This is a genomic window from Streptomyces sp. NBC_01320 (assembly GCF_035974375.1).
Taxonomy (GTDB): domain Bacteria; phylum Actinomycetota; class Actinomycetes; order Streptomycetales; family Streptomycetaceae; genus Streptomyces; species Streptomyces yanii.
Genome location: NZ_CP108390.1, coordinates 1,068,481 through 1,089,829 on the forward strand (window position 1 = coordinate 1,068,481; position 21,349 = coordinate 1,089,829).

Annotated in this window: 25 protein-coding genes and 4 pseudogenes; 18 read left to right on the forward strand and 11 right to left on the reverse strand. The window is 68.5% G+C overall.

The window, feature by feature from the left end; genetic code table 11:
• Position 1 precedes the first annotated feature (1 nt).
• A complete protein-coding gene (locus OG395_RS05325) occupies positions 2–1,213 on the reverse strand; it encodes a cytochrome P450 (protein ID WP_327241836.1) in 1,212 nt (403 codons plus the stop codon).
• Between the two features lie 266 nt (positions 1,214–1,479).
• Between OG395_RS05325 and OG395_RS05330 the strand changes: the two genes are divergently transcribed.
• Positions 1,480–1,785, forward strand: a complete 306-nt coding sequence (locus tag OG395_RS05330) for an FAD-dependent oxidoreductase (protein ID WP_327241837.1) — start codon at positions 1,480–1,482, stop codon at positions 1,783–1,785.
• A gap of 121 nt (positions 1,786–1,906) precedes the next feature.
• Complete coding sequence (locus OG395_RS05335; RefSeq protein WP_327241838.1) at positions 1,907–2,218, forward strand: hypothetical protein; 312 nt, start codon at positions 1,907–1,909, stop codon at positions 2,216–2,218.
• A gap of 1 nt (position 2,219) precedes the next feature.
• On the opposite strand, the gene OG395_RS05340 is transcribed toward OG395_RS05335, so the two are convergent.
• The 6 genes and pseudogenes from OG395_RS05340 to OG395_RS05360 form a co-directional block, all read right to left on the reverse strand.
• Positions 2,220–2,975, reverse strand: a complete 756-nt coding sequence (locus tag OG395_RS05340; protein WP_327241839.1) for an enoyl-CoA hydratase — start codon at positions 2,973–2,975, stop codon at positions 2,220–2,222.
• A 29-nt stretch (positions 2,976–3,004) separates the two neighbouring features.
• A complete protein-coding gene (locus OG395_RS05345) occupies positions 3,005–3,409 on the reverse strand; it encodes an ATP-binding cassette domain-containing protein (RefSeq protein WP_327241840.1) in 405 nt (134 codons plus the stop codon).
• A 152-nt stretch (positions 3,410–3,561) separates the two neighbouring features.
• Positions 3,562–4,437: a MaoC/PaaZ C-terminal domain-containing protein gene (locus OG395_RS05350; RefSeq protein WP_327241841.1), complete on the reverse strand. Its 876-nt coding sequence runs from the start codon at positions 4,435–4,437 to the stop codon at positions 3,562–3,564.
• A gap of 109 nt (positions 4,438–4,546) precedes the next feature.
• Entirely contained in the window at positions 4,547–5,041 is a 495-nt protein-coding gene (locus OG395_RS05355) for a DUF3237 domain-containing protein (protein ID WP_327241842.1), read from the reverse strand.
• A 435-nt stretch (positions 5,042–5,476) separates the two neighbouring features.
• Positions 5,477–5,605: pseudogene (locus OG395_RS58090) on the reverse strand (IS982 family transposase); the annotation flags it as partial.
• Between the two features lie 99 nt (positions 5,606–5,704).
• Positions 5,705–6,161, reverse strand: a pseudogene (locus OG395_RS05360) (CoA transferase).
• A 169-nt stretch (positions 6,162–6,330) separates the two neighbouring features.
• Between OG395_RS05360 and OG395_RS05370 the strand changes: the two are divergent.
• Complete coding sequence (locus tag OG395_RS05370) at positions 6,331–7,014, forward strand: TetR/AcrR family transcriptional regulator (RefSeq protein ID WP_327241845.1); 684 nt, start codon at positions 6,331–6,333, stop codon at positions 7,012–7,014.
• A gap of 166 nt (positions 7,015–7,180) precedes the next feature.
• On the opposite strand, the gene OG395_RS05375 is transcribed toward OG395_RS05370, so the two are convergent.
• Both OG395_RS05375 and OG395_RS05380 read right to left on the reverse strand, forming a co-directional pair.
• On the reverse strand, positions 7,181–7,990 hold the full coding sequence (locus tag OG395_RS05375) for an alpha/beta fold hydrolase (protein WP_327241846.1): 810 nt from the start codon (positions 7,988–7,990) through the stop codon (positions 7,181–7,183).
• A complete protein-coding gene (locus OG395_RS05380; protein ID WP_327241847.1) occupies positions 7,990–8,466 on the reverse strand; it encodes a PaaI family thioesterase in 477 nt (158 codons plus the stop codon). Before OG395_RS05380 ends, OG395_RS05375 begins: the two co-directional genes overlap by 1 nt.
• Positions 8,467–8,586: 120 nt before the next feature.
• Here OG395_RS05380 and OG395_RS05385 point away from each other — a divergent pair, with 120 nt between their 5' ends.
• The 7 genes from OG395_RS05385 (at position 8,587) to OG395_RS05415 (ending at position 13,299) form a co-directional block, all read left to right on the forward strand.
• On the forward strand, positions 8,587–9,027 hold the full coding sequence (locus OG395_RS05385; RefSeq protein ID WP_327241848.1) for a nuclear transport factor 2 family protein: 441 nt from the start codon (positions 8,587–8,589) through the stop codon (positions 9,025–9,027).
• A gap of 55 nt (positions 9,028–9,082) precedes the next feature.
• Positions 9,083–10,276 (forward strand): thiolase family protein, encoded by a 1,194-nt coding sequence (locus OG395_RS05390; RefSeq protein WP_327241849.1) that lies wholly within the window; start codon positions 9,083–9,085, stop codon positions 10,274–10,276.
• A gap of 19 nt (positions 10,277–10,295) precedes the next feature.
• Complete coding sequence (locus OG395_RS05395; RefSeq protein WP_327241850.1) at positions 10,296–11,063, forward strand: SDR family NAD(P)-dependent oxidoreductase; 768 nt, start codon at positions 10,296–10,298, stop codon at positions 11,061–11,063.
• Complete coding sequence (locus tag OG395_RS05400) at positions 11,060–11,827, forward strand: crotonase/enoyl-CoA hydratase family protein (RefSeq protein WP_327241851.1); 768 nt, start codon at positions 11,060–11,062, stop codon at positions 11,825–11,827. The genes OG395_RS05395 and OG395_RS05400 overlap by 4 nt, the downstream gene beginning before the upstream one ends.
• A gap of 64 nt (positions 11,828–11,891) precedes the next feature.
• The gene (locus tag OG395_RS05405; RefSeq protein WP_327241852.1) at positions 11,892–12,794 is read left to right on the forward strand and encodes an MFS transporter; all 903 of its coding nucleotides are present in this window, start codon (positions 11,892–11,894) and stop codon (positions 12,792–12,794) included.
• Entirely contained in the window at positions 12,739–12,933 is a 195-nt protein-coding gene (locus tag OG395_RS05410; protein ID WP_327241853.1) for a hypothetical protein, read from the forward strand. Before OG395_RS05405 ends, OG395_RS05410 begins: the two co-directional genes overlap by 56 nt.
• A gap of 90 nt (positions 12,934–13,023) precedes the next feature.
• Entirely contained in the window at positions 13,024–13,299 is a 276-nt protein-coding gene (locus OG395_RS05415; protein ID WP_327241854.1) for a hypothetical protein, read from the forward strand.
• A 26-nt stretch (positions 13,300–13,325) separates the two neighbouring features.
• On the opposite strand, the pseudogene OG395_RS05420 reads toward OG395_RS05415, so the two are convergent.
• Positions 13,326–13,526: pseudogene (locus tag OG395_RS05420) on the reverse strand (ISAs1 family transposase); the annotation flags it as partial.
• Between the two features lie 20 nt (positions 13,527–13,546).
• Positions 13,547–14,497, reverse strand: coding sequence for an IS481 family transposase (locus OG395_RS05425; protein WP_327241855.1), 951 nt, complete (start codon positions 14,495–14,497; stop codon positions 13,547–13,549).
• Positions 14,498–15,287: 790 nt separating this feature from the next.
• Here OG395_RS05425 and OG395_RS05430 point away from each other — a divergent pair.
• The 8 genes and pseudogenes from OG395_RS05430 to OG395_RS05465 form a co-directional block, all read left to right on the forward strand.
• A complete protein-coding gene (locus OG395_RS05430; protein ID WP_327241856.1) occupies positions 15,288–15,722 on the forward strand; it encodes a nuclear transport factor 2 family protein in 435 nt (144 codons plus the stop codon).
• Between the two features lie 53 nt (positions 15,723–15,775).
• Positions 15,776–16,558, forward strand: coding sequence for an SDR family NAD(P)-dependent oxidoreductase (locus OG395_RS05435; RefSeq protein ID WP_327241857.1), 783 nt, complete (start codon positions 15,776–15,778; stop codon positions 16,556–16,558).
• Between the two features lie 127 nt (positions 16,559–16,685).
• Entirely contained in the window at positions 16,686–17,054 is a 369-nt protein-coding gene (locus OG395_RS05440; RefSeq protein ID WP_327249254.1) for an EthD domain-containing protein, read from the forward strand.
• Positions 17,055–17,121: 67 nt separating this feature from the next.
• Positions 17,122–17,922, forward strand: coding sequence for an SDR family NAD(P)-dependent oxidoreductase (locus OG395_RS05445; RefSeq protein WP_327241858.1), 801 nt, complete (start codon positions 17,122–17,124; stop codon positions 17,920–17,922).
• A gap of 48 nt (positions 17,923–17,970) precedes the next feature.
• Positions 17,971–19,191 carry a cytochrome P450 gene (locus tag OG395_RS05450; RefSeq protein WP_327241859.1) on the forward strand — a complete coding sequence of 407 codons (1,221 nt, stop codon included), beginning with the start codon at positions 17,971–17,973 and terminating at the stop codon, positions 19,189–19,191.
• 5 nt (positions 19,192–19,196) lie between these two features.
• Positions 19,197–19,394 carry a ferredoxin gene (locus OG395_RS05455; protein ID WP_327241860.1) on the forward strand — a complete coding sequence of 66 codons (198 nt, stop codon included), beginning with the start codon at positions 19,197–19,199 and terminating at the stop codon, positions 19,392–19,394.
• Positions 19,395–19,402: 8 nt separating this feature from the next.
• Complete coding sequence (locus OG395_RS05460; protein WP_327241861.1) at positions 19,403–20,650, forward strand: NAD(P)/FAD-dependent oxidoreductase; 1,248 nt, start codon at positions 19,403–19,405, stop codon at positions 20,648–20,650.
• Between the two features lie 78 nt (positions 20,651–20,728).
• Positions 20,729–21,263 (forward strand): annotated as a pseudogene (locus OG395_RS05465) (transposase); the annotation flags it as partial.
• Positions 21,264–21,349: the final 86 nt, after the last annotated feature.

The window sequence follows — 21,349 nt, forward strand, 5'->3', positions numbered from 1 at the left end:
GTCAGCCCTCCCAGCGGATTCGCAGCGACTCGAGACCGAGCACCGCCTTCGAGCCGTGCTCCAGCGGCTCCTCGACCACCTCGTACTCGGGAATCACCCGGTGCCACTCCTCGAGCATCACCACCAGCTCCTGGCGGGCGAGGTGCGAGCCAAGGCATCGGTGCGGGCCTGCACCAAAGCTGAGGTGCCGCGTCTGGTCACGGTCGAAGTCCACGCGCCGCGCATCGGGATAGGTCATCTCGTCGCGCCCCGCGGCCGAGATCGGGAACTGGGCGACGTCCCCCGCCTTCACCGGACACCCGTGGAAGTCGGCGTCCCGCGTCGCCCGCCGCGCCGTTTGCACGATCGGGTAGGCGCGCAGAAGCTCCTCCACGGCGTGTGGGATCGACTCGGGCTCGGCCACGATCCGGGCCCGGTCCTCGGGGTGGGTCACGAGGTGGTAGGTGAAGTAGGCCATCTCGCCCGCGACGGTGTCGAGTCCCGCCATGAAAAGCGTCAGAAGGCAGCCGATGATGTCGGCGTCGGAGGCCGGCTCGCCATCGACCTGCCAGGTCGTCGCGGCGCTGATCAGGTCGGTCGCGTCGGGGTCGGGGTGTGCGCGCCGTTCCGCGATGAGGCCGGCGAAGTACTCCGACACCGCCTGCACACCCGCCATCTGAGTCGCCCGGTCGGGGTCGGTCTCCTCGTTCTGGTGCAGGATCATGTGCTCCCACTCCATGAACTGGTCCAGCTTCTCTAGCGGCATACCAATGATCCGGAGGAAGACCATCGACGGAAGGACTTGGGCGAACTCGCTCACGTACTCACACTCGCCCTTGTCCCGCAGCCTCTCGACGATCTCTCGCGCCAGGCTGCGCTGGTCCTCCTTCACGGACCTGGTGCGAGCCGGGGTGAACCATGCGGAGATGAGCTGGCGCCACTTCGCGTGCTCGGGCGGGTCGAGCATGAGCGGGATCCACTTGTAGTCCGGGTCGGGTTCGGTGGGGTCGACAACCCCGCTCGACCAGAGGTCCGATCGCTGCAGGCCTTCGAGGATCGCGTCGTGGTCGGTGAAGACCCAGTAGCCAGAGGCCTCCTGTGAACGAACCGCGGGTCGCGACATGTCCTGGAGGTCGTCGAGACGCTCGAAGAGCTTGCCCACGGGAACGGGAGGCTGCCGGATGGAGTAGTCGACCACGGGGCATGCGCCGCTGCTGGTCTGCGTGTCAGTCACGTCGGTCCTTCCACGGCGACTTCCATGTCACCCTTATTGGGAACCTGCGTATCAGCATGAATGGGCGCGACCGGCCGGTCAATGATTTTTGCGACACTTGGTATCAATGGGCGGGACGAGGGCCTGCCGGGAGAACGACGGCGTCGTCCTGTTCCATGGGCAGCCCGAGGACGAACTGTCGCCCTCCGTGCGTGCGGCGGCACACGCATCTCCCGTAAACGATCGACCGCTGCGGACCACCGTTGTGATCGGCTCCTCTCGCGCTGGTGTCCCGGACGTGCCAGGACCTCCGAACCAAGGGCTTCGAGGGCCCGCTCGTACTCGTCGGCGAGGAGAGCGAGGGCCCCTACGACAAGCCGCCCCTGTCCACGGACGCCTTGGCAGGCAGCCGGCCAGCGAGCGCCATACGACTGCTCGTTGATGAGGAAGCGGAGTGCAACGGGACCGAGCTGCGGCTGGGGGGTGCCGCGACCCGCCTCGATCGCGCCGATCGGACGGTCGAGCTCGCCGATGGCCCGCAACGTGCGGTCGACGGGTGCGTGCTCGCCACCGGATGCCGCGCCCGTCCCTAACCATGGTCCGCTGCCGCCTGACCCGGCCGACCGAGGTCGATCGGCCTCGGGCGGATCCAGACCGAGCCGGCGGCGGCCCCGTGAGGATCCGAGGGCGATCCTGCGTGCCTGCCTGGTCGGCGTGCTGCCGGCAGACGCCCGCAGCTGCCAGCTGAGCACGGTTCACGGCGTCTGCCTGACGCTGAGCATCACCGACCCGGGATCGCCACGCTCGACAACCGAATCCCGCACGAGCTCGCGAGCCGGCCCGTTCCGGTTCGCACCGCGGCGCAGGACCGCGGCACCTTCAAACAAGGGACTCGGCATCCGGCGCCAGCTGGACCGGCTACGGGCGATGTTCAACGGGCCGGCGCCAGGCATCCTCATCGGCACCGGCACCGCCCACTGGGCGGTCGAGCCGGTGGACTACCGCCTCGACCGCCTCTTCACCTGACTCACGGCTTGCGGAACCTCGCGACGGCCTCCTGGATCGCCGGCCCGGTCGCCGAGGATGCCTGTGCCCACGACTCGAACTCCAAGGTGGTGCCAAAGTCGCCGGACCGCGCCACGCCGACCGCCGACTTGATGTCGCGGGCGAGCGCCGGGTCGAGCCCGGCCCAGCGTGCGGCCGTCTCGTGGGCGGTGGCGAGCGGGTCGTCGGCCAGCTGGAGCGCAAGCCCCTGGCGGACGGCCTCCTCGCCGTCCAGGGCGCCGCCGTCGAGCAACAGCGCGAGCGCCTTCTGCGGGCCGAGGGCGTCGACGAGGAACCACGTGCAGCCGCCACCGGGGTGCAGGCCGATCCTCGAGAACGTCGCCGCGAACGATGCGCGCGGCCCGGCGATGCGGACGTCACACGCCATGGCGAGGTTGAGCCCGGCACCGACGGCCGCGCCCTGTACCGCCGCGATGGTCGGGATCTTCAGCGCCCGCAGCCTCAGGAAGCTGTCGTAGACGGTGTGCAGGTGACGGCGCAGATCGGCGACCGAGTGGTCCGCGGCCTCACCGAACAGGGCGGGCAGGTCGGCGCCCGCGCAGAACACCGTGCCCTCACCGGTCACGACGAGCGTCCTGGCGCCCGCGTCCCCGGCGACGGTCGACACGGCGTCGCCGAGCTCCTGGATCATCGCCTCGTCGAGGCAGTTGCGCCGATCCGGGTCGGTCAGCGTCAGGGTCCACTGCCCGCCGTCGTTGTGCAGGGCCACCGTGCTCATCGCGTGGTCACTCTCCGTCCGCGTTGTTCTCAACGTCCAAGGAATATCAAGACATCCACCCGCGTCTCTGCGGGGTGCATCGCGTGCCGGCGCCCCATGAGGAGGTTGTCCCGCACCGTCAGGGACTGGAATAACGCCAGGTGCTGGAACGTGCGCGCGACCCCGGCCTTGACGATGGCCGACGGACGCCGGCCGGTGATGTTCTTCCCGCCGATGAGGACCGAACCCGCCTTGGGCCGGGAGACGCCCGTGATGCAGTTGAAGAGCGTCGTCTTGCCGGCGCCGTTCGGGCCGACCGTCGCGAGGAGCTCGCCGCGTCTCAGCGTGAAACCGATGTCGCTGAGCACCTGGTTCGCGCCGTACCTCTGACCCACGCCGCGCACCTCGAGCACGGTGTCCTGCTGATCCGCGCCCGTGGCGGCGATCTCGGTCACCGCATCTCCTGGCGCATCGGGAGCAACATGTGTCTCCTCGTTGGGCTGGTGGGGACACCGGGCCACCGGGTGTCGCCATCGACGTCCGCGTCAGCCAGAACCCACTATTCTGCAACGCCATGTCTCACAATACACGGCGCCCCCGCCGGCGATCAGCTCGTTGGGCACACGAGGGCGTAGCCCCGGGAGAGGCACGGCCTTCCGCCGCGGCGGACGGCGTCCCAGCTCACGGCCGCGCCCTCGGGTGTGTGCACCTCGCCGAGCTTCCGCGTCGTCACGGTCTGCGGCGGGAGGACGGGGTGGGCGTACCGCACCGCGATCCGCCGGAGCCGCGAGGTGTCCGGGCTGCAGGTGGCGCTCAGGACGTGCTGCGCCGCCACGGCGAACGTGCAGTTCCCGTGGTTGATGACGCCCGGAAACCCGGCCTGCCGAGCGACGACGGGGTCGAGGTGGATCGCCTCGCGGTCCCCCGAGGCCCGCGCATAGCGCTGCGTCTGGTCCTGGTCGAGGGTGCTGGACCCCAGCGGTCGGGGCTCCGCGAACAGCGGGATCTCCTCGCCCGGACGGGGGGGCGCTCCGTACCCCACCGCTTCGGGGATCGTCAGGCCCTGGACGATCACGGTCATGTACTGGTCCACGAGGAGACCGCCGTCGGCGGCCTCGCTCGTCGCCCGACCCGTGATCGTCATGCCGGTCGACGTCGGTGCCGCCCCGACGATGGCGGCCCGGGTGACGAGGTCCACCCCGGGGGTCAGGGGTCCGTGCAGGGTGATGTCGTGGGCACCGTGCAGTGCCCTGGCCGTGTCCCGGCCGACGAGCGTCGAGCGCAGGAGCGGGAAGAGGGTGGGCCAGGCAGGCAGGACGGCGAAGACCGGGTTGGCCGCACGGCCCTCGCGGTGCGCGGGGGTGAGGTCGTTCGTCGCTGCCGCGTACTGCATGATCCGCGAGCGTTCGATCGTGAACGGCGCGCAGGGCACCCACTGCCCGAGCCGCGACAGGTCTGCCGAGCCCGAGGACGGCCCGCTCATCGATCGGCCCAGGCCAGCACGGTGTCGGCGTGGACTCGCGTCGTGCGGACGTCGTCGCCCTCGCCCACCGGGCCCCTGGGGCAGCCGCAGGCCGAGAGGGTCTCGCTGGTCATCGGATGGCGTCGACGCGGTAGCGGAAGCCCGCCTCGGTGATCGCCCCGCGTCCCACGGCGAGGGTGCGATTCAGCCAGTCGTACTCCTTGGACGCCGTCTCGAACGAGTAGGTCAGGATCCAGTCGATCTCGTCGGGGTCGAAACCCGCTCCCCCACGTGCCTCCATGACTTTCGGCCACGGGCCCAACCGGCCGGCGGTGTAGGTCATGAGGATCAGCTCGCCGTCGTCGGTCCGCAGCACCAGCCGCACGTCCGGCGCGACGTAGCCGTCCGTCCGGAGGATCCCGTAGTCCATCCCCTCAAGGATGGTGGCCTTGATGCGGGGGCCCTCGACCCAGCCCCCGTCCACGCCGCCCACGATGCGCTGCCCGTAGGGGGTGGCCCCGAAGGGGTAGGACGGGCGGCTGTGGGACTTGAGTTCGACGAGGTAGTCGAAGAGGAACTCGGTCGTGATCGGTGCGGGCACGATCGCGCTGCTCTCAGTGGTCATGTGGTCCGTTCCCTTCGTTTCGAGCCAACCGGCACGTCGGTGCCAAACTGACCGCAGTGGTTCCAGCTGGTTTCGTTCCGTCGGCTTCTCCGAGACGGCCCCGGGTTGGCCGAGGCGACTGCACAAGGCGTCGACGGTCCCGCTCGTACGGGGGTCGCTGAAGAGCAGCCGCCGCGCCAGCCACTCCCGCTCCAGCTCCGGCTACTCGAGGAGCGTGCTGTCCCAGGACTGCCGCAGCAGTCGCTTCATCGAGCGCACGGACCTGTCCTCCGCCTGCGCGAACCGTGCCCGAACTCCCCCGCCGCCGGGACGAGATCGGCGGTTTCGACGACCTCGTCGACGAGCCTTGGACGAGTAGTTCCGATGTGTTCAGTGGTCGTATGCGATCAGGGATTCGTACGGCAGGTGAGCCGATCTTGTGGTTGTGCCAGATCGCTGCGCCACGGCGAGGACACGTTGGGCTACCGTGCGCTGCGGCGGTCGGCCCAGCCATCGCGTTCCTCCGATCTCGTCGTCGATCTTCATGTGCAGTGCAGTCAAAAGGGTGTTCAGGTCTGTCGTCACAGACGGATCTTGGACATCCTCTGTGCCTGCGGGGGCCCGAACGTCGGAACTACTCGTCCAGGGCGAGCGCCTCCTCGGCGCCGACGGGATCCTTGCGGGTCATTGGGCCACAGGGCACCCGACGAACCGACCAGGCGGGGCAGGACCCAGCTCAGCCCGAACTCGGCTCCGAGGCCGAGCGCCCCGAAGCCGGCGACCAGCTTGGCCTCCGATGACATGCAAGCCGCTCGGCGGCTCCCGGCCGGTAGCTTCGAGGAGAACGTCCGCGCGGGCCACCAGTCTCTCGACGGCCGCGCCACCTGACGGATCATGGAGGTCGACCGCGATGGAGCGTCGGCTCCTTCGCAGGGCGTCCGTGATCGGATCGACGGAACGCCGGCAGGCCTGGCTGCTCCACCCTGATGACGTCGGCACCCAAGTCGGCGAGAAGCATGGGGGCGTATGGGCCGGGGCCGATTCCTTCCAGTTCGACGACGGAGAGCTCGGGCAGCGGGCGGTGACGTCCGCTGGGCTGGTTCTGCTCCCAACCCTTCCGGTCGGCAGCTGGATCAGCCATTCCGCTGGCTCCTCTACAAGCACGACTGGGCACGACGATCCAGGCACACGGTATGCCGACTCACAGATTATGAGACCCATTGACTCATAACGCGGGGGGGCCGTCAAGCAGGGCACCCTGCTGCGGCACGCCGCCTCGCGACGCCAGACAAGCGCGCAGGTGCGGACAGATGGAGTGGAGAGAAGAGACGACGTCTATCATTAACCGCAACACTGATTACGAAGGTGAGGTGCCCATGCCAAAATCCAGCAACAGGGCTGACGCACCGGACAAGCGGCCGTTGGGCCGGCCACGGCTGACCATCGATCCGGACGAGGTCGCGGAGGCAGTTGCCCAGCTTTTCGCCGAGGAAGGCGAGCAGGGCGTCAGCGTCGCCGCCGCAGCAGACAAGCTCAACGTCTCCCGGGCTACGCTCTACCGCGCCTTCCCCACGAAGCAGGACCTGCTCGGCGTCCTCTTTGAACGAAGCACTGCCGCGCTCACCTCATCCGCGAAATCCGTCGTCGACAGCGACCTGCCGACCCGCGAGAAGCTCGAGGAACTGATCCGGCTCGAGATCGACGCGGCCATCCAGATGCGCGGCTACTTACCGGTGTTCTTCGGCGGCGGCGGACTACCCTCCGACGTCTATGCCCGGTGGCGGACCTTCAGCCGCAACTACGAAAAACTTTGGGTCGGGGTGGTCTCCGACGCCATGGAGGAGGACATCCTCGCGAAGGCGGACCCAGTGGTCACCGCCCGCCTCTTTCTCGGACAGTGCCTCTGGGTCTCACGCTGGTACCGACCCCGGAGCAAGTACACCGCCAAGGTCATCACGGAAGCCGCGTTGGCCCTGCTCCCGCGGCACAGCTAGGCGGTTTCGTCTGGATCCAGAGAAGAAGGGCCAGTACCTCATCTTCGGCACCCACGGCATCACCAAGGGCCCAGTCCCACGATCGGCCTCCCCTTCGCCCTCGGCTCCCCCGCCCAACGGCCGCTGGATGGACTTCCGCTGAGTGTGGCTCAGGATGCCCCCTGGGCTACAGGTTTGCGAGGAACCCCAGCAGTGCCTCGTCGAAGGCGTCCGGGGCCTCGAGCATCGGGAAGTGCCCACAGTCATCCAGCCAGATCAACCGGGTGTCGGCGAGACGTTCGCTCAGCCACCGGGCCCCCCGGGCCGAGTGCACGGGGTCCCGGTCCCCGATGACCTGGAGAACCGGGACGTCAACGGCGGCGATCTCGTCGACGAGGTCCGTCGTGAGCATCGTCTCGTAGCAGGCGAGCGCAACCCAGGACGGCATCTCGAGCGACGAGGCCATGAGCCAGTCCACGGTGAGGTCGTCGGGTCGACTGGCGAACGACCCGGCGATCGACTCCCGACGGGACGCCAGACGGTCGCCCTTCTCTGCCTCCACCAGTCCCGGCAGCATCGCGTCCGGCTCGAGCCCGAATGGGAAGTCTTGGCTTCGGCTCGCGCGCACGCCGTTCGAACTCACGAGTACGAGCCCGGACACGCGGTCGGACCGCGCGGCCAGCCGGAAGGCCACCTGACCCCCGAAGGAGTGCCCGACCACGGTCGCCCGGTCGACGTCCACGCGGTCCAACACCCGAGTCAGGTCGCCCCCGAGGTCGTCAATGCCGTACCCATCCAGGGGCTTATCGGACGCGCCGTGACCGCGCTGATCCACGCACAGGACACGGAAGCCGGCCTCGGTGAGCATCCGGACCTGACGGTCCCACAACCGGTGACTCATCCCGAAGCCCCCGACGAGGACCACGACCGGACCGTCACCCAGGTCCTGCACGAAGAGAAGGACCCCATCACCAACGTCGACCCGTCGCGTCGCCATCAGCTCGCTCCCCCGCTGCTCAGGCGCAGGGCCCCCTGAGCCGACGCACACCGGGCACCGTCCGCGCCCTCCATCTCGATGTTGACGAAGGCGATGCGGCTGCCCCCCGGCACGAACTCGGCGCGCACGACGACCGGCGGCATGGCCGACCGGTGGAACTGTGTCGTCATGCTGATCGTGAACGCGTAGGCGTGTGAACGGGCACCGCGTACGGCCATGACGCCCATCGCCTGGTCGGCGGCGCAGGCGAGCACTCCCCCGTTGACGGCCCCGTTGATGTTGGGCGGGAAGAATTGCGGATCGAGGAAGAACTCCGTCGCCTGCTCGGTCATCGCGGTACAGGTCAACCCGAGAGCGGTCAGGCTCGGCATGGAGTTGGCCCAATCTATCCAGTCCTCGACGTCCGCCTCCGGCTGCGGGGGCTCGGAGATGTTCGTGGCCGGCTCGCCACGTCCAAGGTTCGTGTCAGCGCTCACGGCGCTCCTTCCGTTGGGTCCCAGGTGGGCTCCGACCGCAATCCGCAGCGCGACGGATCTTGCCGTGAGCTCTTATGAGACACTATAGTTCAAAACTATGGCCCACGGATGGAGAGCGACGTGACCACCGAGAACCTGGACCTGAGTTGGGCACCCGCGCCACGAGACGTCATCCAGCGTTTCTACAAGGCCGTGGCCGAGAAGGACGCCGCCGAGATCACACACCTCGTGAACGACGCCTTCGCCGAGGACGCTGTGCTGACGGTCCCCGCCCCGCTCCCACACGGTGGCGTACACGAGGGGCGGACGAGGATCGCCCGCCTCTTCTCCGCCGTAGCGACAAGTGGCTCCGCCCTCGGCCCGCACAATCTCAGGCTCATCGGCGTCGTCCAGGACGAAGCGACGGCGGTCGCACGCCTGGCCTTCGAGTGGGTCGGCGCCCCCGAAGCCAGCCCGCTCCCCTCGAGAGCCCTCGAACTCTGGCAGTTCCGGGACGACCGCGTCCAGTCCATCGACGCCTACTACTGGGACACCACCGCACTGACCAGCCAGGGCGCCTGAGCGCCGGACCCGACGGGTCACCCACCAAGCCGAACAGCCTCTTGGGGAGTAAGACATGACCAACACTGCTGTGATCGTCGACGCGATCCGCTCACCCATGGCGAAGGGGAAACCGCCGAGGGATGGGAAGCCCGGTGGGGCCCTCTCGTCACTGCACCCGGTCGAGCTCCTGGGTCAGGTCATGCGCCAACTCATCGACCGCAACAGCATCGACCCGGCGATCGTGGACGACGTCATCACCGGTTGCGTGAGCCAGGTCGGAGAGCAGTCCGGACCCATCGGCCGCTGGGCCTGGCTGGCGGCCGGTCTGCCCGAGAGCGTGCCGTCCGTTACGGTGCATCGGGCCTGCGGCTCCAGCCAGCAGGCTGCCGACTTCGCGGCCCAGGCCATCATCGCCGGGGTGCACGACATCATCGTCGCCTCAGGCATCGAGTCGATGAGCCGGATCCCGATGCTCACCGCCCGCATCGGTCAGGACCCGTGGGGGCAGTCCGTGGCCGAGCGCTACGCACCCGGGCTCGTGCCGCAGGGCGTTTCGGCAGAGCTCATCGCCGCCCGCCGGAGCATCAGCCGACAGGACCTCGACGAGTTCTCGACTCTCTCGCATGCGAACGCGGCAAAGACCAACCTCGGCGCCGAGATCGTGCCGGTGGCCCTTCCCGACGGCACGATCGTGAGCATCGACGAGACGATCCGCCCGCAGACGACCGTCCATGGTCTCGCCGGCCTGAAGCCGTCCTTCGAGACCCCGGAGATGAGCGCGCGGTTCCCCGAGATCGGGGAGTGGAAGGTCACGCCCGGCAACTCCTCACAGCTGGCCGACGGCGCGTCTGCGCTGCTCATCATGTCCGAGGCGAAGGCACAGGCACTCGGCCTCCGCCCGCGGGCCCGGTTCCACGCCTTCGCCCTGGCCGGCGACGACCCGATCACGATGCTGACGGGGCCGATCCCGGCCACGGAGCAGGTGCTCGCGCGGTCAGGCCTCACTATCGACCAGATCGACCACTACGAGGTCAACGAGGCCTTCGCCCCCGTGCCGCTGGCCTGGGCCAAGCATTTCGGTGCGGACCCGGCGCGCCTCAACCCGCGCGGCGGCGCCATCGCCCTCGGTCACCCGCTGGGCGGCTCGGGCGGGCGACTGCTCACCACGGCGCTCCACGGGCTCGAAGCGACCGGTGGCCGCTACGCCCTGGTCACCATGTGCGAGGCCGGCGGCATGGCCAACGCCACCATCATCGAACGCCTCTGACGGAAAGAAGACAACAGCCATGGACATCACGGGAAGCTCCGCCGTCGTCACGGGCGGCGCGTCGGGCCTGGGGCTGGCGACGGTTCGTCGCCTGCTCAAGGAAGGCGCCGCAACGGTCGTCATCGCCGACCTGGCGGCATCCGAGGGCGAGAAGGTCGCCGGCGAGCTCGGGGACCGCGTGCGGTTCGTCCCCGCCGACGTGCGCGACGCCGACGCCATCAGCCAGGTCTTCGACGCGGCCGAGGCCGCGGCGCCGCTGCGCGCCGTCGTGCACTGCGCCGGTCGCGGCGGGCCGGTGCGCCTCGTCAACAAGGACGGGAGCCCCGGGTCGCTCGAGACCTACTCCGAGATCGTGCAGATCAACCTCATCGGCTCGTTCAACGTGCTCCGCCTGGCCGCAGCCCGGATGGCGCGGAACGAGCCGCTCGACGGCGACCGCGGGGTGGTCGTCCTGACCGCGTCCGTCGCGGCCTTCGAGGGCCAGATCGGCCAGATCCCCTATGCCTCCTCCAAGGCCGGCATCGTCGGCATGACCATCGTGGCCGCACGCGACCTGGCCTCGAAGAACATCCGCGTATGCACCATCGCGCCGGGCACCTTCGACACCCCGCTGCTCGCGCGCCTGCCGGAGGAGGTCCGCGGATCGCTCGCGGCAACGGTGCCCCACCCCAGCCGCCTCGGCGATCCCGACGAGTACGCGAGGCTCGCCGTCGCCATCATCGACAACGGCATGCTCAACGGCGAGACCATCCGCCTAGACGGTGCCATCCGGATGGCCCCCCGATGAGCCGAACCGTCACCGTCGAGGTCGAGAACGGCGTCGCGGTCATCACCATCGACCGGCCGGACGTCCGCAACGCCATCGACCTCCCCACCGCCCAGCAGATCGCGGCGGCGCTCGATGAGGTCGACCAGCGGGAGGACGTCCTAGCGGCGGTCCTCACCGGGGCGGGGCCCGTCTTCAGCGCCGGGATGGACCTCAAGGCCTTCAGCGCCACGGGCGAACGCCCCCTCGTGGAGGGCCGGGGCGCTTTCGGGATCTGCGAGCGGGCCACCGAGAAGCCGCTAATCGCCGCGGTCGAGGGCAAGGCCCTCGGGGGCGGCATGGAGATCGCCCTCGCCTGTGATCTCATCATCGCCTCCGAGGACTCCCAATTCGGCCTCCCCGAGGTCAAGCGCGGGCTCGTGGCCGCCGCGGGTGGCGTCCTGCGCCTGCCCCGCTTGATCCCGAACGCCATCGCCCTCGAGATGGTCATGACCGGTGAGCCGGTGGACGCGGCGCGCGCCCACTCCCTCGGACTCGTCAACCGCGTCGTCGAGCCCGGGACCGCCCGCGACCGGGCCGTGGAGGTGGCTCGTGCCATCGCCAGCAACGCCCCTATGGCGGTACGGACCGCGAAGTTCCTCGTCAAGTCCGCCCAGGACTGGTCCGCGACGAAGATGTTCGACCTCCAGCGGAGTCACGTCGACCGGGTGCGGTCGTCGGCCGACGCCGCCGAGGGCTCGCGCGCCTTCGTCGAGAAGCGTCCGCCCGCGTGGACGAACGCCTGACCCACCACCGCCCCACGGCCCCCGGCGAGGGAAGACGACGCAGTGCAGGAGACTCGGTACGCACATGACGCAGACGACAGGCTTGCGCGCCGTGCTGATGCTGGTCGTGCTGTCCCTCGCCGGGACAGCGGTGGCCATGAATCAGTCCATCATGCTGCCCCTGTTGTCGGACCTTCCACGACTGCTCGACACGAGCGCGGCCAGCGCCTCGTGGCTGGTCACCGCCACCCTGCTGGCCGGTGCCCTGGCCACGCCGAACATCTCCCGCCTCGCCGACATGTTCGGCAAGAGGCGGATGGTGCTGGTCTCGCTGGCCGCGATGGTCGCAGGTTCCCTCATCGGGGCGCTGGCCGACTCGCTCGCGCCGATGCTCGTCGCCCGGGCGTTGCAGGGTACCGGCATGGCGCTCGTCCCGGTGGGCATCGCGATCATGCGGGACATGCTCCCCCGGCACCATGTCCCGCTGGGGGTCGCCCTCATGAGCGCGACGATGGCGGTGGGAGCCGGCGTCGGGATGCCGCTCTTCGGCCTCGTCGCGGCACGCATGGACTGGCACGCGCTGTTCTGGATCACCGGCGGCCTCGGCGCAGCGGTGCTCGTCGCGATCGCCCTGGTGGTCGATGAGTCCCCGATTCGGACAGCCGGGAGGTTCGACTACCTCGGGGCGATCTTGCTGTCCGTCGCGTTGAGCGCCCTCCTGCTCGCCCTGTCGAAGGGCGGGAGCTGGGGGTGGGCCTCCCGTCCCACGCTCCTCTCGGCCCTCTGCGGGTTGCTCGTCCTCGCCTTGTGGGTGCCCCAGCAGCTGCGCGCGCCAGCCGGTGGTCGACCTGCGCATCGCCGCGCGGCCCGCAGTGCTTCTCGTGAACACCGCCGCCATGCTCATGGGGTTTGCGATGTACGCCGATCTCCTCGTGACCTCACAGCTCCTCCAGGCGCCCAACCACGACGGGATCGGCCTCGACCTTGACCTCCTCCACGCGGGGCTGTGGCTGGCCCCCAACGCCGCCACCTTCGGACTCATGGCCCCGGTGACGGCTGCGGTCATCAGACGGTTCAGCCCGCAGGTGACACTGATGGCGGGCGCCTTCGTCATGGGTGTCGCCTAGCTCGTCAGAACGGCATTCAGCAGCGGCCTGGGTCAGGTAATCGGCGGATCCGTCGCCGTAGCGGTCGGGGCCTCGCTCGCCTATGCCGCCATGCCCACCCTCATCATGCGCGCGGTCCCGAGCAGCGAGACCGCGTCCGCGAACGGGATCAACACCCTCCTCCGTTCGGTCGGTACGTCACTGGCCAGCGCGGTGGTCGCAGCCATGACGACGACCTACCTCCTCGGCGTCGGCGCGGAGAGCTACACCCACCCCGACGCCCTCATAGGTATTTTCTGGGCGTCGGCAGCGATGTGCCTCGGGACGATATTCCTCACCGTGCCGATGTTCGCCCTCCGTGACTACTCCCAGAGGGCGTTTACGTAGGTTTATTCCGAAGAGCGGTCCAGCAGTGCCCGCGTCAGGGCGCCGTCATGGCGTACCGCGGTCAGGACGAACACCTGGCTCTCGTCGGACCGGGCTGCTCCGCACAGGCACTTGCCGTCAACGGCGGAGGCACGACAGCGTGGCTGTCGTGATCCGGCCCCCGCGGCGCGGGCGGCCGCCTGATGGGCATGGCGCTGTTCCCGCTCGGGAATGCCGCCCGGGGACAGCGCGCCCGCGGCCGGGGGTGCTAGCTGTACTGACCCATGAGGTTGGGGACGCGGCTGGCGGGTGGTTGACCCTTGAGCGCGATGTGTCCGCGGTGGTGATTGTAGATATGCAGCCAGGCTGGGTAGGCGGCACGTCTGTCGGCCTCGGTCCGGTAGGGCCGTGCGTAGGCCCATTCGTCCAGGAGGGTGCGATTGAACCTCTCGACCTTCCCGTTGGCTTGGGGCCGGTAGGGGCGAGTCCGCTTGTGTGAAATGCCCTGAGCGGTAAGGGAGTTGCGCCACAGGTGACTCTTGCAGGAGCCGTTGTCGGTCAGGACGCGTTCGACGGTGATCCCGGCCTCGGTGAAGAAGGCGTGGGCCCGCTGCCAGAAGGCGACGGCGGTCTCTTTCTTCTCGTCGGCGAGGATCTCGCTGTAGGCGAGGCGGGAGTGGTCGTCGACGGCGTTGTGGAGGTACCTGTAGCCGGCGCCGGAGCGGGTCTTGCGGCCCGCCTGGCGCCCGAGGACTTTGTGTCCGCCGCCGTCGGGGATGTTGCCGAGCTTTTTGATGTCGACGTGTACGAGTTCGCCGGGCCGGTTGCGTTCGTAGCGGCGTATGACGCGGCCGGTGGCACGGTCCAGGTGGGTCAGGCGGGCCAGGTGGTAGCGGGTCAGGACCCGGTGGACGGTGGCCGGGTTCAGGCCCAGGAGGTAGGCGATGCGGGCCGGTCCCCAGCGGCGCAGGACGCGGACCTTGATGATCCTGCGCTCGGTGCGGGTCGGGGGCCGGCGCGGGCTGTGGTGCGGGCGGCTGGAGCGGTCACTCATGCCCGCCTGGCCCAGCTCGCGGTAGCGGTCGGCCCACCGCTTGGCCGTGGTCGGGGAGACCTGGAAGCGTTCGGCGGCCCTGCGCAGGGGCCAGCCGTCCTCGACCACGCAGCGGGCCAGACGCAGCCGTCCGGTCTCGGTCAGGGGTGCATGACGGTGAGGCATGAGGGCCTTTCTGGTCGCCGGTGCAGACGTCGCAATCCACACCAGGCCAGAAGACCCTCACCCATTTCAAGATCAATCAGCCGTGAACCCTGTCACCAACCTCCGTGGACAGAACACCTAGCGCGGTCAGCCGGGCGAAGCCAGCTGTGGTCAATGCGGCTGGGTCCACCCGGGCGAAGACGTCGCGCAGGGTCCGTTCGCCCGGCGGCCGGAAACGGCCGCTGAAGGGGTCATAGGGGCAGCCCTGTCGGGCCAGCACATCCCGGTGGCAGCGGCGAACCCATTCGCCGGCCGCCGTCCGGGAGTTGTGGCCCGCGCTCGTCATAGCGCATACGCCCACGGCAAGCAGTGTCGCCGGCGTGAAGCGCACGCCAGCCACGGCTGTCGCGAGGATCTGGCACCTGCGCCAAGGCGTCCAGCAGCCCCGGCGGCACCACTGTCTCCCCAGCGGCTACGAGCGAGGGCGCCGCATCGGGCGCGAGGGCCATAGAGGATGAAGGAGCAACGAGCACGGCAACCTTGCAGATCATGAAGCGTCGAGAACTCCATGATCTACAAGCGCCGTGCTCGCTTCACGTCCGGCACTCCTCCGAGCCTTGCATGATCAAACCGGACGAGCGAGACTCCCCCCGGGGCTCTGCCTGACTGCAACTCCACCTCCCTCCTCGTAACGATTGACCCGCCACACCTCATCTGAGATTCTTAGTCGCATAATGCCGCCGGATGACGATCGGCGGCGACGGCCCTGAGCATCGCTCGGCCAACTCACGTCGAACCACCGGGAGACACCATGGCCCTGAACGACAACATCCAGAACCTTTCGGCAACGGACAACGTCCGCGTGGTGGCGGAGTTCTCCGACCTGTACTTCTTCAAGGGGGACAAGGAAGCCGCCTTCAAGCTGCTCGCCGACGACTGCGTGACCGTGGAGGCTGAGGGCCTTCCCTACGGCGGGGAATGGAAGGGTGCCGACGGCTTCGACCGGATGATCGGCCACATCACCGACCTCTTCGAGTCCACGGTGAACACCTTCCACGTCAAGTACCGCGACGCCGGTGACGTCGTCCTCGCCGATGCCGACCTCAACATGAGGAACCGCAGGACCGGCAAGGTGCTGCCTATGCGGGTCATCGAGCTGTGGCACGTCGTCGACGGGAAGATCAAGCGGATCGAGGTGTTCTACCAGGACACCAAGGCCGTCTCGGATCACGCCCAGGGCAAGTGACGGGTAGTAGATCGACTCCCGCACCACCCCACTTGACCGACCGGAAGGCAACCATGAGCAGCACGACGTCTGCCTTGCTCCCCGAAGGCAAGGTCGTCTTCGTCACCGGAGGCTCGGGCCACCTCGGCTCGCAGTTCGCCAGATCCATGTCGGCCGCCGGGGCCAAGGTAGTCATCGGCGGGCGGAACGTCGAGCGACTGGAGGCCATGTCCCGGCGCATCCAGTCGGACACCGGTCGGGACGTCAGGTACGTCTCGGGCGACCTGACGGACGCCAGCGGGATCCCCAAGCTCGTCGAGGACGCCTGGTCGGCCTTCGGTCGCGTCGACACCATCGTGAACTCGGCGGTCCCTGCCGGGAGCCCGCAGGAGGGCGACCTCCTCACCACTCCCGACGAGGCGTGGCTGCGCTTCTTCGACCCCGTGGTCCTCGGCGTGGTGCGACTGAGCCGGGAGCTGGCCCCGAGGATGGCTGAGACCGGCGGTGGATCCTTCATCAACGTCGTCTCCCCGACGGGGATCGTCCCCTCCCCCGGAGTTGACGCCTACGGAGTCGCCAAGGGCGCCCTGATCATGCTCACGAAGTACATGGCCAGGGAGTGGGGCACCTGGAACATCCGGGCAAACGGTCTCTCCCCCGGGCTGATTGTCGACGACCAGTACGTCACGCCCGAGACGATCCCGCAGAACGTGGCGCTCTCCGCCGCGCTCGAGCGGACCTCCCTGGGCCGCTGGGGCCTTCCCGAGGACTTGGTCGGCGTGGCCACCTTCCTCGCCTCCGACGCGGCTGCCTTCATCAGCGGTCAGGTCATCTCCGTCGACGGCGGACGCTTCTGACCAGGGTGCAGGCAGATCCTGTTGACCCTATGGGGAACGGGATTTATAGTGAGATTCTTAGTCTCATAATTGCGCCATCACCCAGCCGGATCGACTGGATCTCACCTCGAGGGGCCCCTTGATCAAGATGGTTGCCGTTCTCTCCCGGAAGCCCGGTATCTCCGTCGAGGAGTTCCGGAGTCACTACGAGCAGGTCCACGTCCCGCTGATCCTGTCACTGGTGGGGCCGCACCTCGCCGACTACCGCCGCAGCTACGTCGACCACTCGACAGCTTCGGGTGGCGTCAACGCGGGACCCGGGGAGGAGCAGCTGGGTTTCGACGTCATCACCGAGACGTGGTACGCGGAACAGGCCGCCTTCGATCAGGCGATGGAGGTCTTCCGACACCCTGAGCATGCGGAGCGGGTGCGGGCAGACGAGCTGAGCTTCCTCGACCGGAGCAGGAAGCGCATCTTCCTCGTGGACGAGGTTGGCGCCAGCCAGGCCGACGGGTGAACCCCTCCCCGCCAACCCGTTCCTACCGACCCAAGTCACGTCACCTCGAACCAGAAGGACGCAGCACATGACCGAGCAGGTCCTATCGGGCAAAGTCGCGATCGTCACCGGCGCGGCTCAGGGCATGGGCGAGACGACCGCCAGGCTCTTCGCCCGAGCGGGCGCCAAGGTGGCGGTCGTCGACCTCAACGAGGAGGCTGGCCGGCGGGTCGTCAAGGAGATCGAGGCAGACGGGGGCACAGCCACGTTCATCGTCTGCGACGTCTCCCGGGCGGAGCAGGTGGAGGCCATGGTCGCAGCAACGGTCTCGGCGTACGGCCGGCTCGACTGCGCGGTCAACAACGCCGCCGTGACCAATGACAACGAGCCGGTCGCCGAGTTCGAGGACGCCACTTACGACCGCATCATGGCCGTCGACCTCAAGGGCACGTTCTATTGCAACAAGTACCAGATCAGGCAGCTGCTCGCGCAGGGTGACGGAGGGTCCATCGTCAACGTCGCCTCCATCGTCGGTTTCCGCCCGAACCGCAACTCGCCCGTCTACAATGCGGCCAAGGCCGGGGTGTGGTCGCTGACCCAGAGCGCGGCGATGGACTACGGCAAGTACGGCATCCGGGTCAACTGCGTGGCCCCGGGAGCGATCGACACGCCGATGCTCCAGGAGGGCCTTCGCATGCGGCGGCGCGACATCGCCGCGTACCAACGCATCATGAGCAACCTTCACCGCATCGGTGAGCCGAGCGAAGTCGCCAATGCCCACCTGTGGCTCTGCTCGGATGCCTCGTCCTACATCACCGGCTCTGTGCTGCACCTGGACGGCGGGTACGTCCAGACGCCCCCGTACGAGTTCCCGCTCCTCGGTGACTGAGGTGAAGACCTCCATGCCCTACTGGTCCGACACGACGAGGTGAACAGAATGATCAGCGACAAGATCACCGAACCACCGTATCCCATGGCCCGGCAGTGCCCCTTCGCTCCCCCGGAGGAGATCGGCCGGCTCAGGGAAGAGGAACCGGTCGCACGCGTGCGCACCTGGGATGGCAGCATCCCGTGGTTGATCACCCGCTATGACGACGTCCGAGCGATCCTGTCGGACCCGAGGTTCAGCTCGGACGCGGGGCGAGACGGTTACCCGGTCACCTCGGCCGGGATGAAGCAGCAGCACAAGGCGAACCCGACGTTCATCGCCATGGACGACCCGGAGCACGCCAAGCACCGCAGGATGATCACCGGCGAGTTCTCCGTGCGCCGGACGGAGGCGCTGCGCCCGACCATCCAGCGGCTCACCGGGGAGCTGCTGGACGCGATGGAGAGAAAGGGCGGCCCCGTCGACCTGGTCTCGGAGTTCGCTCTGCCGATGACCTCGACGGTCATCTGTGAACTGCTGGGCGTGCCCCAGGAAGCGCACGAGTTCTTCCAGGATCACAGCAATGCCCTGCTCGACGTCAAGGGCGACCCGGCCAGGGCGGGGCGCGCCGTCGAGGAGCTCACCGCCTACCTGACCGACCTCGTTGCGAAGAAGATGAAGGAGCCGGCCGACGACCTCATCGGACGGGTCGTCGAGCGTCGGGTCAAGACGGGCGAGATGACCCAGCAGGAGGTCGCCTCCCTGGGCATCCTCCTGCTGGTCGCCGGGCACGAGACCACGGCGAACCAGATCGCCCTCGGCGTGCTGTACATGCTGGAAAATCCAGAGTACGCGGCCATCATGCGCGACGGGGACGACAAGGCCATCGCCGCGGCGTGCGAGGAATTGCTCCGGCTCCTCACGGTGACCCACATCGGACGCCGTCGGGTGGCCGTTGAGGACGTCGAGGTCAACGGAGTCCTCATACGGGCTGGTGAAGGGGTCATCGCCTCCGGTGACGCCGCGAACCGCGACCCCAGGCAGTTCGCCGATCCCGACAAGCTGGACATCCTCCGGGAACAGAACCACCACGTCGCCTTCGGCTACGGGATCCACCAGTGCCTCGGTCAGCCCATCGCCCGCATCGAACTCCAGACCGCCTACCCGGCGCTCCTGCGGCGCTTCGCCGACCTCCGCCTCGCGGTGCCCCTTGAGAAGATCGACTTCCGTGGCGACATGGTCGTCTACGGTGTCCACTCCCTACCAGTCACGCGGGGAAGTGAAAGGTGATGAAGGTGAAGATCGAGATTGACTACGACAAGTGCATCGGCGCGGGTCAGTGCGTGCTCGAGTCGCCCGAGGTCTTCGACCAGGATGACGACGGCATCGTCGTGCTCCTGGACGAGAACCCGGTCGCGCATGTGACGGCCGTTGGCTCCGCCGCTCACGCGTGCCCGGCCCGGGTCATCGTCGTCGACACGGAGGAGTCGTAACCCGCGTCATGATCTCAACCAGTTTCCAGACCGCGGACGACGGGACCGCGGTCGTCGTCGGGGCCAGCGTCGCAGGGGTGCGTACCGCCCGGGGCCTGCGTGAGCAGGGCTTCCAGGGCAGGGTCGTTCTCGTGGGGGCTGAGCCCGAGATTCCCTACGACCGGCCGCCGCTGTCCAAGCAGTTCCTCTCCGGCAAGTGGGGCGTCGACCGGCTCTCCCTGCTCACCGAGAACGAAGCGCGGGACGCCCAGATCGAGCTGCGCCTCGGTTCCCCAGCCCAGAGCCTGGACCCACACAGGAAGCACGTGCTGCTCGCTGACGGAAAGAGCCTGTCCTTCGACCAATGCGTCATCGCCACGGGGTGCCGAGCCCGCCCCGCGCCCTGGCGCGTCGAGTCAGGCCTGCACGTGATCCGCGAGCTCGCCCACTCGGTCGCCCTGCGACGCGACCTCGAACGAGGCGGGCCGGTCGTGGTCGTGGGTGGCGGTTTCATCGGCATGGAGGTGGCCGCGACCGCCATCGGCCTCGGTCACTCGGTGACCGTGGTCGACCCGGAGCCGCTGCCCCTGACCCGGTCCGTCGGGCAGGAGATCGCCGCCCTGCTGACCGACGTCCACAAGCAGCGCGGGGTCGTGACCCGCTTCGGTGTCGGTGTCGAGAACGTCGAAGGGCGGCGGGGCGACCTTCGCGTTCACCTCACCGACGGTGACGTCCTGCCGGCGAGTACCGTCGTCGTCGGCATCGGCGCGGTGCCGAACGTCGAGTGGCTCATGGACTCCGGTCTCCACGTCGACGACGGCGTGGTCTGCGACCAGCACGGACGAGCGGTAGGAGCCGAAGGCATCCACGCCGTCGGCGACGTCGCACGGTGGCTCGGCCCCCACCACGTTGACGTCCGCCGCACCGAGCACTGGACCAACGCGGTCGACCAGGCCGCCGCCGTCGCCCACAACATCGTCAACCCGGACCAGCTGACTCGTCAGGACGCCCTCGCCTACGTGTGGAGCGACCAGTACGACTACAAGGTGCAGGTCGTCGGACGCCCCGCCCGGGCCCAGCGCTGCAAGGTGCTCGACGGGCCGGTCGGCGAGCGTCAACGCGCGGCAGCCGTGTATGCCGACGACGCCGGCATCCTCGTTGGGGTGACCACCGTCAACTGGCCCAAGGCCAACGTGCTGGCCCGCAAGCTACTGGCCCGCGAGGAGAGCTTCGAGGGGGCGGTCACCGAGGTGCAGGCCCTCGCCGCGCCACGCTAGCGGTGGTTTGCTGACGGCGGGTCAGGGCAGCGGTAGGCCGGTAGCAGAGGAACGTCGCGTCGCCGACTGGGGGCTGTGATGACCCGCCGTTTGCCGTGTCCGCCCGCTCCGGGGCCGTTGGAAGCCTACGCCGCACGCTTTGATGACCTGCTGTCCACGTTGGCACAGCGCCGGGGTTTCCGCGAGTACCGACCGGGCTGCTGCCACGGGACCGCAGCAAGACGCTGACCTGCCTGGCCGGCACCGAGCCCGTGGTCGGGGCCCAGCACCCCTCGGTACAGCGGCTGCAGTTCTTCCTGTCCGAGTCAGCCTGGGACCACGAGCAAATCAATGCCCAGCGGCTGGAGTTGCTGCTGGCGGATCCTGCGACCGCGCCGCATCCGGGCGGGGTGCTGGTGATTGACGACTCAGGTGACCGTAAGGACGGGACCGCGGCCGCGCACGTCGGCCGCCAGTGGCTGGGACGGCCCGGCAAGACCGACAACGGCATCGTCACCGTGACCACCTGCTGGGCTGAGGAAAACCTCTACTACCCGCTTCACGCCGTGCCTTCCAGTCCCCGGCCCGAGACTTCCCCCAAGGCAGCAACGATCCCGGCTTCCGCACGACACTGGCCCATTGATCCGCGGACGTGACCCATGCATAATGAGATTCAACGTCCATAAACAGCAGTTGTTGTATCGACGAGGAGTTATGGTG